At 60.4% G+C, this 13,662-nt stretch carries 12 protein-coding genes; 1 reads left to right on the forward strand and 11 read right to left on the reverse strand.

Features of this window, described 5'->3' with window-relative positions:
• The first annotated feature begins 145 nt into the window (after nucleotides 1-145).
• A complete protein-coding gene (locus tag ACYQ3G_RS14565; RefSeq protein WP_459826809.1) occupies nucleotides 146-922 on the forward strand; it encodes a formyltransferase family protein in 777 nt (258 codons plus the stop codon).
• Here ACYQ3G_RS14565 and ACYQ3G_RS14570 read toward each other — a convergent pair.
• From ACYQ3G_RS14570 to ACYQ3G_RS14620, 11 genes are all read right to left on the reverse strand, one after another.
• Nucleotides 903-3,296 (reverse strand): MFS transporter, encoded by a 2,394-nt coding sequence (locus tag ACYQ3G_RS14570; RefSeq protein WP_459826811.1) that lies wholly within the window; start codon nucleotides 3,294-3,296, stop codon nucleotides 903-905. The genes ACYQ3G_RS14565 and ACYQ3G_RS14570 overlap by 20 nt on opposite strands.
• A 3-nt stretch (nucleotides 3,297-3,299) precedes the next feature.
• Nucleotides 3,300-4,394: an ABC transporter substrate binding protein gene (locus ACYQ3G_RS14575; protein ID WP_459826814.1), complete on the reverse strand. Its 1,095-nt coding sequence runs from the start codon at nucleotides 4,392-4,394 to the stop codon at nucleotides 3,300-3,302.
• Between the two features lie 159 nt (nucleotides 4,395-4,553).
• A complete protein-coding gene (locus ACYQ3G_RS14580; RefSeq protein ID WP_459826816.1) occupies nucleotides 4,554-4,760 on the reverse strand; it encodes a hypothetical protein in 207 nt (68 codons plus the stop codon).
• Nucleotides 4,761-4,826: 66 nt separating this feature from the next.
• Nucleotides 4,827-5,936, reverse strand: a complete 1,110-nt coding sequence (locus ACYQ3G_RS14585) for a prohibitin family protein (protein ID WP_459826818.1) — start codon at nucleotides 5,934-5,936, stop codon at nucleotides 4,827-4,829.
• On the reverse strand, nucleotides 5,936-6,412 hold the full coding sequence (locus ACYQ3G_RS14590) for a hypothetical protein (RefSeq protein WP_459826820.1): 477 nt from the start codon (nucleotides 6,410-6,412) through the stop codon (nucleotides 5,936-5,938). The genes ACYQ3G_RS14585 and ACYQ3G_RS14590 overlap by 1 nt, the downstream gene beginning before the upstream one ends.
• Nucleotides 6,409-7,992 (reverse strand): ATP-binding cassette domain-containing protein, encoded by a 1,584-nt coding sequence (locus ACYQ3G_RS14595; protein ID WP_459826822.1) that lies wholly within the window; start codon nucleotides 7,990-7,992, stop codon nucleotides 6,409-6,411. Before ACYQ3G_RS14595 ends, ACYQ3G_RS14590 begins: the two co-directional genes overlap by 4 nt.
• 347 nt (nucleotides 7,993-8,339) lie before the next feature.
• Entirely contained in the window at nucleotides 8,340-8,930 is a 591-nt protein-coding gene (locus ACYQ3G_RS14600; RefSeq protein ID WP_459826824.1) for a YcjF family protein, read from the reverse strand.
• 52 nt (nucleotides 8,931-8,982) lie between these two features.
• On the reverse strand, nucleotides 8,983-10,116 hold the full coding sequence (locus tag ACYQ3G_RS14605) for an ABC transporter substrate binding protein (protein ID WP_459826826.1): 1,134 nt from the start codon (nucleotides 10,114-10,116) through the stop codon (nucleotides 8,983-8,985).
• Between the two features lie 443 nt (nucleotides 10,117-10,559).
• Nucleotides 10,560-11,702: a serine hydrolase domain-containing protein gene (locus tag ACYQ3G_RS14610; protein ID WP_459826828.1), complete on the reverse strand. Its 1,143-nt coding sequence runs from the start codon at nucleotides 11,700-11,702 to the stop codon at nucleotides 10,560-10,562.
• Between the two features lie 88 nt (nucleotides 11,703-11,790).
• Entirely contained in the window at nucleotides 11,791-12,573 is a 783-nt protein-coding gene (locus ACYQ3G_RS14615) for a thioesterase II family protein (protein WP_459826830.1), read from the reverse strand.
• Nucleotides 12,574-12,706: 133 nt separating this feature from the next.
• Nucleotides 12,707-13,651: an ACP S-malonyltransferase gene (locus ACYQ3G_RS14620; protein ID WP_459826832.1), complete on the reverse strand. Its 945-nt coding sequence runs from the start codon at nucleotides 13,649-13,651 to the stop codon at nucleotides 12,707-12,709.
• Nucleotides 13,652-13,662 lie beyond the last annotated feature (11 nt).

The following is a 13,662-nucleotide window of genomic DNA, read 5'->3' on the forward strand; positions in this document are numbered from 1 at the left end:
CCTGTGACGACGACAGCGACCTTGATCCACCACCTTAACACGCGGGTTTTTTTTGAAAATTGTCATCTGTACCAAACATGACCTCGCGGGAAACCTGGCCTTGAACAGGCTGGTCTCAGCACTTGCCTCGAGCCATGAAATCCACGTGGTCCTTTCCGATTACGTACTCAACGCCGAGCGGCAAAACCCGCTTGCCGGCCTCCTGCTCGATCATGAACGCGACATGCCCCTGGAACACATTTTCCCCTGGCTGGACAGGCAGTTCCCGTCAGGATGCCCCGATGCGTTCCAGACCGTAGCCGGATTGTCCGCCACCTACGGAATACCCGTCCAGCTCTGGGGGCGGGCGCGAACCCCCGAATCCATCGAGAACATGCGGCGCCTCGACCCGGATCTGATCCTCTCCTGCCGCTACGACTACATCCTGCCCCCCGAAATCATCCGCATGCCGCGACTGGGCGCCTACGGGCTGCATCCCGGCATGCTGCCCCGGATTCAGGGACTGTGCGGGCCATTCCGGGCCATGCAGATGCGGCAGAGACGCTCGGGGTGCACGCTCTTTCAGATCGACGAAGGCATTGACAGCGGCCCCGTGATCGACATCGGATGGAGCGAAATCGACTACTCGCGATCGTTGCTGTGGAATTTCGTGCAGACGTATTTTGCAGGAGTCGACGTCTTTAAACTCCACCTGCCGGCGCTGGAACACGGCGAACGCCTGAGGGGGGCCGTCCAGGACGACTCCGACCGGTGCTATTTCACCTACCCGACCGAGGACGAGTTCCGAGAGTTTCTCGCCAACGACGACACCCTGGTGGACACCCACGACTATCTGGAACTGCTCTCCCTGTATCTGCCGGCCGGCATGAGGGACTGCCGCATGGAGGAGCTGACGACCCTGGTCACGAACGCCGGCCGCTGAGACGCCAGAATACGAGGAACAGCAGCGCCAGGACGCACACCGCCACCCCGGAAGCGGCCAGAGTCTGGGGGGCCGTGAACCGCACCAGGGCCATGCCGAAGAGGATCGGGCCGGCCACCTGGCCCAACCGTTCCAGCGTGCGGTACATGCTCGCCGTCTTGCCGCGCCCGAGCCTTTCGGCCGAGGCCAGGCTGACCACGCACAGCATCGTCGACGGCGCGGCCAAACACTGGGCGATCCCGATGACCGCCACCGCAGCCGAGGCGACGAACAGCGTCGGGGAGTACGCCGCGATCAGCAGGGCCGCTCCGGACAGCAGACCCGTCAGCATGGCGAACACGCCCTTGTTGTCCGACCGGTCAAGCAGGCGCCCGAGCATCGGCCCCACCGTGATGAAGCACAGCCCGTAAAGCATGAACACGCGCCCGATGTCGGACTGGGACGCCTTGGCCTCGGTCAGCAGAAGGGGCAGCATGTAGTGGAGAAAGCCCGTCAGGCAGAGTGCCGCGGGAATGCCGATCATGCCGAGCAGAACGTGCATCCGCGGGTCGAGGATGAAGCGCCGCGCGCTCCCGGGGGCAGCGTCGCTCCCGTCGGGCGGAGCCGACCCCTCGACGCCTTTCGCGCGCACGCCGCCGAGGAGCAAGGCGGGCAACGTGCAAAGCACAAGGACCGCGGCCACATGGAACACGGGACCGAAGCCGATGCGATCGGCCAGCAGCGCCCCGATGGCGGCCCCGCAGATACTCCCAGAAAAGATGCCCGCAAAGACTCCGGCCAGACCGGACCCGGCGTTCTTGTCCTCCAGGGTGCCGATCTGGGCCGCCATGAGCACCAAACCGAACCCGAAACCGCATGCCCCGCGCGCGGCGATGAGCCCCGCCAGGGAAGTCGAAACCCCGCCCATGAACAGCCCGACCGCTGCGGCAGCCACTCCGAAAGCCACGGTCAGACGCCAGCCGAAGCGCTCCGAGAATACCCCGGAGACCAGCAGAGCCACTCCCGCACAGACCATTTCCGCGGAAATGGGCAGTCCCACCAGCACCTGCTCGGGCAGGCCCCACAGCGGGGCATACAGGGAGCGCGCCAGCACGGGGATGAACGAGATGCCCATGTCGTACGCCAGAAAAAAGAAGAAACCGGCCGCGCGCAAGGCGTTGGCCGACGAGATCGGAGGCGGCCGGCGGACATCGCTGCCGGGGTCCATCAGGGAACTCAGCATGCGGCTGGACAGCATGCCCAGCATTCTGGCCAGTTCCATCAGAAAAAGCAGGCTTATGACTAGGGATGTCGCCAGGTCGATGCCCAGCCGGACGACATTTTGCGACACGTGTTCCGGGTCCACATACAGCCGGACGCGCAGGACCTCTTCGCGCTGCCGAAAACGGCTGGGCCAATAGGCATCGACGGACGCCTCGACCACCGGTCCGCCCAGATCGAGACGCCCCGCCGCCGACAGCACATCCCCTTCCGACGTGTTCAGCGAAGCCCCGCCCAGTTCGGGATGTGCTTCGAGGATGCGTGCAAGCAGGGCCTCCCCGCCCTGCAGGGAGCGCACATCCACGCCCTTGTGCACGATGTACTCGAAGTCGCGCTTGATGAAATGCGCTGCGAGCCGGGCCTTGTCGACCACAGTTCTCTGCAGGAAGGATTCGAAGAGCGAAAGGGTGGCGGCCGAATATGCGAGCTGCGTTCCACCGATGAGGACCAGCAGCAGAACTCCCAGGGAGCGGTCAAGCCGGGACCGTGACTCCGGGGTCCCGGTCAGCAGTCCGATCCAGGCCGCCAGGACCAGACCAGCGGCTACGCTGGCCAGGGCGAGCAGGGCCGACGCCCAGCGCACGAAGTTCGTGGTCGCGGCCTCGACCGTGGACGCGGCCACTTCCAGAGCCACCCCGCCGACAATGCCGTTATGTCTCAGGGCGACAACGATCCGGTAACTGTCCGCACCGGCCCGGAACAACGGCGCCCCGTCATCGCCGGTGCGGGCCAGCGCCCGGATGTCGAAGGCCTTCCGCTCGAAACGTTCACGTTCCGCGCCCCGTGCGGCCCCATCCGCCGCAGCGTAGAGCACCTCTCCCGCGGCATCCACCACCTCGACGGCGCGAACGCCGGCCACCCCGTCCCGCAGGTCCTGGAGCATCTCCGTCATGCCCGCGTACTTCCCGAGGGGCTTGCCGAAACGCAATCCCCGCTCGATGCTCAGGGCCAGGTGTTCTCCAGCGCCTCGATACCCCGAAAGCAGAGATTCGACGACCAGGCGGTTCAAGGTGGACACGGACAGGAGCACATTGAAGCCCAGGGCCAGCGCAAGCAATGCGAGCGAAAGAATCCCGATGCTTGATCTGAGCTTGAAGAGAGCGCCGCTTCGCATGGTCTACCGGTCCTTCCCCGGGCTGGGCAGAACTGTGTGTTCGAAGATTTCGTCGGACACGACGAGGACATCGAGCGGAAAATGGAAACCTATCCTGGCGGCGGTTTCCAGATTGATGGCGATAGTCGGCTCGATCCTGTCCAGCATGGACAGGGAGCGCGGCAGGCTACCGTTCAGCACGGCCGCGGCCTGTCCGGCCAGGAACTCCCCTGTGGGGCCGAAATTCCATGTGGAAAAGCCCATGAGCGCCCCGGCCTTGACGAAATCGGAACCGTCGCGGGCAAAGGTCGGAATTTTCCAGTCGTTGAGCATCTGCAGCAGGGCCGTTACGTCGTTGCTGTCCCAGTCGAAGCAATTCAGGGGGCCGATGAAGAACGCATCCATGCCCTCCTTGCGCAGCTGCTCCAGACCCTGGCGGCACTCGTCGTCGGTCTCCGCGGTGGAGAGCCCGCCATAGCCCGCAACGGAAAAGCCCAGCTCCGACGCGACGGCGTGGACATCGTTCAAGGCCGAGTAAACGCGCCCCTCAGGCGTGTCCTGATAGAGGACCCCCAATTTTTTGAACCCGACGACGTCGTGAAAGACGCGAAACATGGTCGCCCATCTGTCCGGCACGACCTGGCAGGTGAAATTGTCCACACCTGAGTCCGTCATGTCGCGCACGACTCCTGCGGCAACGGGATCGGCCATCCCCATGCCAAGAATGGGCGTACGCCCGGTGTTCGCCGCCAGGAGCGCCTTGACCGCGGCCGTGCCCATGCCCACGATCAGGTCGAGATCCTCGCGCGCCATGAGTTCCCTGGCCAGCACGGGCAGACGCCGCATGTTCTCGGCGTCCCAGCCCGGACTGTGGTGGGCATCCTGGGGATAGGACACGTGCATCCCGCTCCTGGATCCCAGCGCCTGCCGAAAGGCCTCGTAGGTGCGGTCGAAAAGCCAGAAGTGTCCGGCCTCGAGATAGCCGATGCGCTTGATCGGGAACTCCTGCGCAGGAGCATGGACGGGGAGGAAAATCAGCACAAAGCAGACGAGGAGCATCCACGCGCACGACCGACCCGGGCTGAACGCTGATCGGCCCACGATGGCGGAACGATTCATCAGACATCCACTCCCGAAACTTGGATTAAAAAACACAGGAACACATGCCGTGAGAAGAACGGATGCGGGAAGAAACACGCCTGCCGCGAAACGGCCGTGGCGACGCGACTGCGCCAAGGCTCCGACCGCCCCCATGTGTGAAAGCGGCTGATTTTCGCTTCAGGGGGCCTTCGTTTCCGTATCGCTTTGCGGCATGTCGCCGCCCTTCGGGGCCGCCTTGGGACTGCCTGAAAGGACGAGCAGCAACCCCACCACCGGGGACAGCAGCATGCTGGCGAAAAAATTGCCCCAGAAGCCGAACCTGCAGTTGCGCCCCAGAAACGCGACAATGAGACTTCCAAGAAGAAACATCAAAAAAATGTGCATCGGTTGTTCTCCGTTCCAGGGTTTTGCGTTCGACGCTCACGCCTTCATGAGTGGACTGCTCCGCGCCTACTTTTCGGAACCGGTCCGGGAGCCTTGCGGGACCGTCTTGCCCGGATTGAGCAACGTTCTGTCCAGCCTGTCCATGAATTCCAGAAATCCGGATTCACGCAAACTCCAGTCGATGCCGCCGCCCGCGGGCGGCGCGGACAGGGAAGGCCGCGCCGGAGAGGTCTCCGTGGCGTTGCCCGACGCGTTGAAAGCGTCCAGGCCGGCCTCATGCCGTTGCGCGTCTGCGCCGGCATTGACGGGATCCGGCAATCTGGGCGTATCCTGCGTATTCAGGATGATGGGCAAGCCGTCCTTGCCGCTGCCCACCACGACAACCTTGGCGTTTGGCGAAGCCGCGAGGTTTGCGGTCGCTCGTATCCCCTCGTAGCGGAGGAAATTTTCGGTCATGTTTTCGTTCACCAGCGACTGGTAATACCTGACGGCCTCACCCTCGATGGCCTTGCGCTTGGCCTCTTCCTTGGCTTCGAGCAACAGATAGCGATAGCGAAGGTATTTCTGCTCGGCCACAAGCTTGTCCACGATGGAGTTGCGCAGCGGTTCGGGCAGGATGATCTCCTTGACCACAAAACCGTGAATGACGATGGGAATCCGCCCCAACTCCTCGGTGGCGTCCACGAGCATGTTGTCCTGCATTTCTTCCCGCGCGGTGGAATACAGCGCGTCGGGACGGTAGCTGCCGATGGTCTGGCGAACCGCTGACGTCATGATCGGCAGGATGATTTTTCTTTTATAGTCCGGACCGATCTGCTGATGCAGGATGGGCAGCCGGTCGCGGACGATCTGGTAGCGCAGGGACGCATGAACGCTGACCGTCAGACCGTCCAGCGTAAGGACCTCCACGACCTGGGTTTCCTCCTGAATGCGCACGTCATAGACAAAAAGTGTGTCCCAGGGGGCAATGACATGCATTCCTTCCTGATATGTTCTGTCCAGAACCGTGCCGCCGAAGAATCTCGAATACAGAACGCCCAGCTCACCAGGATGGACTGAAACAAAAATCCGCGGCCACAGGAACACGAGAAGCGCCACAAAAACTAGCCCGGCAGTCACAAGATGCGTCCGATATCGCCGCAGATAATCACGGACTTGAGTCAATGCTTTTTTCATCATTCTGTTCTGTATTGTTGTTGTGTATACCGGGATGCCCCTCGCCAATACGTATCCAAAGTATAGTCTATGCATTGTCTCTCAAAAACAATGCATTTTTCTATTTCATTCTCAGTCTGTCCGATGCACATATTGTGCATGACAGGACACATATTGATATTCTTGACAAACAAACCCATGTCCGGCCTGGAAGTCAGAACTGCCCTGGCCTGCTTGACTATGGATTTTGCATACAGGTTATTGCACTCTCTGATGCGTCGCGCGTAGTCATTGTTCCGCGCATAGCACTCAAGCCGCTCCCGGATGATCTCTTCGTGCTCCTTGGCGCTGACTACGGATGGACGGGTGTTGTTCACCCTCTCGTAAAGCTCCCGCGCGATATCGATATTCGATTGATGCTCAACGCTCTGAAAGTCGAGGGACCAGAAGACGACAAGCCCCAGAACGGCCATGATGCAGAGCAAGACAAACCTCATGCCGCGTCTCCATCATGCCCGTTCTCGACAAACAATCCGTCACGCATGCAGAGCACCCGATCGGCCACGTGAAAATAGCGGTCATCGTGGGAGATGGCCAGAATGGTGCATCCCTCGCGTTTGAGGTCAGGCAGAAGCACTTCATAAAAAAACTTCCTGAATCCCGGATCGAAATCCGCCGCCACTTCATCCAGCAGATACACTTCCCGGTCCTCCAGCAGGGCGCAGGCCAGTGCCAACCGCTTGCGCTGCCCCGCCGAGAGGTCGAGGGTGGAAAAGGAACCGTCCGGCTCGATGCGGACCTTGGAATCGATGCGCATCAATTCCAGGACCTTTTTCATCCGCCGCGCCGAGGCGTCCACCCCGATGGGCCGGCTGAAAAGATGAAAATCCGTGGGCAGCAGCGTGAAGATGTTGCGATACGCCTCCATGCCCAGATCCGTCAGCGGCGCGCCATTCAAAAACATGGCTCCCGACTGCTGCGGATACACCCCGGCGAGCACGTTCATGAACGTCGACTTGCCCGAGCCGTTCCCGCCGCGGATGAACACGAGTTCCCCCCGGTTCAGGGTGAACGATGCAACGTGGATGCCGAACAGGCGCAATCCCTGCCGATCGAAATAATCGAAGCGGACATCCTGCATGGAGAGCGATTCGAATGCAGGGACCTTGGGGTCCGGGTGCTGCCAGACGGCTTCGACCCCCTCGCGCTCGAACGGCTCGGCGATATCGTCCAGGCGCGCTTCGAGGCTGCTCAGTTCGTGCAGGCTCATTTCCACCTTGGTCAGCATGGGCACGAAGCTCACCAGGCTGATCATGGGAGTCAGACAGAACATGCTCAAAATCAGCAGGGTGGAGGTGGTGCTGGCGTCGATACCCATGACTGCGGGCAGGAGAAAAAGGACCAGACCCAGGGTCAGCAGATTGAATACGGCAAAAAACGAAATGCCCTTGCCGTGCCCGCGTTCGGTGGATTCCCGTGCGTCGCCGACCCTCTCCAGGCCGGGGATGATCTGTCCCGCGAAGAGGTCCGTCGTCTTGGGCTTGTGTTGCTTGAGCTGCCTGAGCCCGCCCTGAAGGTCGCGCAGGCAGGCCGAGAATCCCACCTCGGCGCGGCGCGCGGCATCCATGAACACGTAAACCCCGCGCACAAGCCGCAGAAAGATGAGCAGGCCAAAGCCCAGAAAAGCGATGACTGCGGCCGTGCCGGCAAGCGACACGGTCAGCATTTTCACGAAAGCCACAACAATCATCACCGTGTTGACCGCGGCGGCCATGAGCATGCGCGAAGCCTCGACCACCAGTTCGCGGTCGTCGAGGAGCGCTGACTGGACGGCGTCCTTGTCGAGCCCGGAGTACTCGAGCTGGTTGACGGCGCGCAGCTTCGTCGCGATGCGCATCCGCCACGCCATGACGCCGTGCAGGGCGATGAGCGCGGCGCGCTCCGTCACATAGCGGAAAAGGCGATAGAAGAGCCCCAGACAGAGCAGGAAAGCGAGAAAAGTATGGAAGCGGATGCCGTCGTCCTCGAACATCTGCTCCAGCCCCTGCAGCACGCTGAATACCGCAAGGCCCTGCATTACCCCCGCCGCAAGGCAGGCGCCAATCAGTCTGGGCCCTTCAGCCCCGGCTTCCTTTCGAAGCACTGCATAAAAATGAGATTGTATGAATTGGTGCATGTTCGTGGCAAACCGTAATATCCCGATACTCGCAACATATCCGGCCCGCGGACGAAACCGGTGAAAAGCCGACTGCATTGACGCATCAGCACGTCATGCGACGGCAGGGTCCGGCGGCCGACTACCAGCCCTGGACGATGCGTCCGGCGGAGCCGCCTTGCGCACGGCGCGACGACTCCGCGGGACGGACAGCGCATCCGTGCGCAAGGGGCCCGGACCGATCCGGGCCGAAGGCCGCAAGGACGGGCCTAGGCCGTGGCTTCGGACTCGGCCGCAGCCGGGGCCGCATCCTCTTTTTTGCCGGACCTCATCTTGGCGGCCACGTTCTTGCCTTCTTCCATTTTCGCCTTGAAGTAGGCCTTTGCCTCCTGCATGTCGAAATTCAGCAGGTTTCCGCCTTTCCTGAAATGACGGTCGAAAACCTTGCCGATCGCGTAGGTGGCCGCTCCGCCGACAATGCTGATCGTCGCGGCGCCGGTCGTCATCCCGATCACGGGGATGCTTTTGAACAGCGACGCGACAAAAGGCACGGATAGAACCGAGACAACGCCGGTGCCAAGGGACGACAGGATCGCCTTGACCCTTTCCTTCTTGAACTCGACGCCATAGGCCTTGGTCAGAGCGTAAACCAGCTCCGTCTGGATTGCGGTCAATCCGGCGAGGTCAACCAGCGGCACAGGCACGAAACCCACACCGATGGCGGCATAGACGCGTTTGCGGATGAGCGCGTCGATTTCGCATTCAATCGGCATGGCCTGGGTTTCGCCCGCCGACTCGTCCAGGGTCTGTTCCTGCAGATCAAGCCCTTCACTCGTTGTCTCGGAATTTTTTTTCGCCATCTCGTCCCCCGATACAGTTTGGTTGTGAGTCCGCCGGATGTCTTCCGGCAACCTATTGGGCCCCCGATTCATCCCGGATAGGCGCAAGACTGGAGTCAAAAATCTCATCTGCGGTAATCAGCAGAACCAGAGGAACATCAAGATTCAACTCTCTTGCGGTATCCATGTTCAGCGTAATTTTGGGGCTGTACTGATGTTCGACCATCGGTACGCTTTCCGGCATGAAGCCGAGCAGCCGGGCTATCCGCCCCGCATAGAACTCTCCGAGCGGGACATAGTCCAGGGTGGAAAGCCCCATCAGCGCCCCCTTGCGCACGTGCACGCTCCCGTCACGCGCAAAAGTCTTGATTCCCCGCTCATGAAGAAGATTGAAAATCTTCCGCGGATTTTCCTGGGTCCAGTCAAAACAGTTCAGAGCGGAAATATAGAATGCGTCGATCCCCTGGTCGACCAGGCTCCGCACCCCCTCGGCACACGACTCGGCGCTTTCCGCCTGGTCGAGCTTCGCATACTCCACAAGGGCAAACCCTCTGTCGCGCGCCACCTCGCGCGCTTCATTCACATTGGAGTACGAACGGCCTTCCGGCGAGTCGTGGTACAATATCCCCAACTTGTGAAACGGCAACGCCTGGTGAAACAGGACAAAGACCTTCTGCCATTTGTCCCGCGTGTACTGCAGGGTCAAATTCACGGCGCCCTTTCCTGTTTCCGCATCGATGATTCCCGAACCCGCAGGGTCGGCCACATCGATGGATACAATGGGGGTCCGCCCGTTGTTTTCGGTCAACAGGGCCTTGGTCGCCACCGTTCCCATGCTCATGATCAGATCCACCGACGGATCGGCCATGAGTTTCCTGGCTTCGGCCAGATACACCGAAGAGTCCGCCCCCCAACCGGGGCTGACGTGCAGGGATTCAGGGAACTGCACCTTGTCCAGCACGCGCAGGCGATCAAGGGACTCGGTCACCTTTTTGCGCATAAGCTCGAACTCCCAATACGGACCCGCCTCAAAATAGGCGATTTTCTTCAAAGCCCCGGAAGACGCCTGCCGGGCGTCATCCCGGACATCACTCCCGAGGACGAGATCACGCTCGGCGACGGGATCGTCCGCGGCCAGGCACGTCGATGCGACGCTCCAGCTCAAAACGAAAAAAAGGATCACTGTGCCATGAATCAAACAACGCATGCCGACATGAAGCTCCAGACGTTTACACAGGTGCCCGAAATTGCGGACAATGACTCCATCTCAAGCTGCCAACTCTATCAAAACATCCATAGAGGAGTCTAGAAAGAAATCGAGACGGCCGGGGATACCCAACTGCACGCAAGAATGATCCGAACAAACTTAAAGTATGGCGCAAGCTCCGGACAACAATCGTGACCAAAAGCATAGACGCGCAATACAATCCTGAAACAGCAGCACACATATCTGTATAATATTGGCAAAATTCACACCAATATATAACAATTTATATCCATAACAGCAGATATATAAAACTGCAAAATATAAGAAAAAAATATAATTATCGTAGTTAAAAACAAACCATCAACAAATTATTTCAAATCGATGCATTGATTTGGCTTGCATAATTGTATTATCTCGAAATATATATGGAAAATGAATTTCTTTCAATTACGCAATTCATACAAAATTTGCGCAGCAACATTCATTGCTCTATTGGCGCATTTCTCATTATTCACGCTCACGACAACCGCGAACATAGTTTCACGATCATAAAAAAATACTGTTCCAAAACCAGGGAAAGACCCTACCTGCCCTTCAAGGGTGATTTCAGGATCAGTGAAGATCAGCAATGTACCGCCGGCAAGGTAGCTCTGGGTGCATTCGCCGTGTCCGATCTTGCTTGTCGCTTGGGCAATCGTCCCATTGGCGAGCTTCAAAGGCGCAAGCGGCCTCGTGTCCAGAAAATTGTTTTCGAGCATCCGGTCGAGATTGACCAAACGCACCACATCGCCGGCAGAAGCCACAAGGCTCCCGGCGCCCTTGGCCATGCCGATCCCCATCATGATCGGCAGGATCAGACCGGAATCGTCGGAAATGCTGTACCCGCAAGCCAGCCGCGGCACGACGGTCTGATCCTTTCCGACGACAAGCGATTCCATCCCGAGTTTCGAGATGAAATTCTCCCGGATCTGCTCCTCATACCCCTGGCCCGAAACCATCTCGCTGATCTGGGCGAGCATGAGATACCCGGTATTGGAGTATTTTTGCTCCGTTCCCGGCGCAAACGACAGCGGCTGCGCCCCGGCCATGCGGATGAGCTCTTCCGGCGTCCATGCCTTGGTCGGGCTCAAGAAGACCGGTTCAAGCCAAAGCATGTCTATCACGCCGGAAGTGTGGGTCAGGAGGTGTTCGATGGTGATCTCGCGGCCGCGCGGAAAATCGGGGAAGAATCGGTCGACGGTGGTGTCGAACCCGAGCTTCCTTTCCTGGATGAGTTTGTGGATGAGCGCGGCCGTGAAAAATTTCGTCACGGACCCGATCTTGGTCTTGTGCCCGACCGTCATGGGCACGTCGTTTTCGACGCAGGCCGAACCGAACGCCAAGCTGACGGGACGATCTCCGCCTTTCTTCAGCACGGCGATGGACACTCCGGGCAGGTTCGGCTCCAACGCCATCATCTTCTGCGCGTTCCGGGTGATGACCTCCCTGATTTCGGCCTCGCGCTCCTGTGCGCCCGCATGTCCGGAAATCAGAACCGCGAAAGAAAGACAAAGCAAGAAAACAAAATTTTTCCAAACGTCACGCATGATCAATGTTCCCCGGAATATGATTTTCGACACCTCGCGCAAGACCCGCTAAAGCGAGACCTCATGCGTCCATTCGGTCCATCCCGTCTCATCGCTCTTCTGACTGCACAGTCATTCCGCTTTGCCGCTGAGCAGCCCATGTGGAGGGAGCGAGCGTCCGCTCGATGATCGATGCCAGCGCGCCCCAGTTGTCCTGCAGATAAAAATGATTGCCGTGAAAAGTATGCATCGAGAACTCCCGGGTCGTCAGATTTTTCCACTCGCGCGCCGTGGACTCCCGGAGCGTGTCACCGCTTCCCAGGAACGCGGTTATGGGAACGGGCAGCGGGTCGATGTCGAGCGGCCGCCAGGTGTCGAGGGCCGTGAAGTCCGCGTACAGGATCGGCTCGAGGTATCGGCACAACTCCCTGGACGTTGCCACGGCCGGGGGAAGCCCTCCCAGGTTTTCGATGTATCGCCAAAGCTGGTCCGGTGGGAGCGACGAGACGGGTACGCGAGAATCCCGCAGGAAATCGTCCGGGGTCGCGCAGGCGGAGACGAAGAGCGCCTCGGGCAAAGGAACGTGCTCCGCCCTGGCCCGAAGCGCGCACAACAAAGCCAGCATTGCCCCCATGCTGTGCCCGAACAGGGCGTAGGGGCAGGCGCTGGCAAAGGGCTCGATGTTCGCAAAAAGGTCGCGGCTGATGTCATCCATGCTCGTCGCCAGGGGCTCACGGCAGCGACGCCCTCTGCCCGCAATCTCCAGAGGATGGACATCGATCGCCCCGGAAAAACAGCCCTTGAATCCGGAGTAATACATGGCGCTTCCCCCTGCGTGGGGAATGCAGAACAATTTTGTGTGTGTCGGAGCCGCCATGAATATCGACTTCATACTGTGTACCCTAAGTTACCGCTCAAAAAATGATCACCGGACGACGCCTCGCAATGTGGCGCAGGGGATCCATCCAGTGCCTGACAGACAGCGTTACCACCTGATTCCTGCAGCATGGAAGCGCATTTTCCCACTACGTGAAATTTTCCAGCGCCTGGGTCCCCACCTTCCACTCTCCGATACTGCGGGCCAGCGAAACCAGTACTCCCTTGCCGGGACCGGCTTCGACCACGCGGGTCGTTTGCGCACGCCGCATGAACTGCATGGTTTCAAGCCACAGAACCGGCTTGACCACGTGCAGGACAAGGTGGGTGGCCAGCGACTCATGACGCAGCAGCAGGCGCCCGGTCATGGACGAAACAACCGGCGTCTGAAACGGCGCAAAGGCGATCGTCCGCAGGAGCGAAGCCAACTCGGCCGCCGCCGCACGCATGAACGGCGTATGGAACGCCCCTGCGGTAGCCAGCGGCACGGCCCTCAGTCCGAGCTGGTTCATGGCGGTTTCCAGGACCTGCAGGCGGGCAGCGTCCCCCGCCACCACAAGTTGCCGCGGGCCGTTCAGGTTGACGATCCACAGGTCGTCGCAGCCCGTCGCTTCAATCCAGTGGCGGATGCCTGCCTGCATCCGGTCCAGCGGCACACCGACGAACGCCGTCATCCCCCCTGCCCGCTGCGCGCAGGCTTCGGACAGGCACCGGCCGCGCGCGGCAGCCAGACGCATGGCGTCATCGGCGCCAAGAGCTCCGGCGCAGGCCAGGGCGGTGATCTCCCCCAGACTGTGCCCGGCCAGCAGGACCGGACGAAGCCCGTGGACACGGGTCAGCCATTCCCAGGCCAGGATTCCGAAGCTCACCATCGCCAGATGCACGCTGACCGGGTCGCGTTCCAGCGCATCCCCGCACAGCAGGGCCTCGAGATCGACATCCACGACGGAGGACAGCGCGGCCAGCCGCCGCCGCGCCTGCGGATACGCGGCAACCAGGGCCCGCCCCATGCCCGGAGTCTGGCCGCCCTGCCCCGGAAAAACCATGGCCAGCCGATGGACCCCGACGCTCTCGTTGATTTCCCGACCGTTCACCACCACGCTCC

It is taken from the genome of Desulfomicrobium salsuginis (assembly GCF_054657795.1).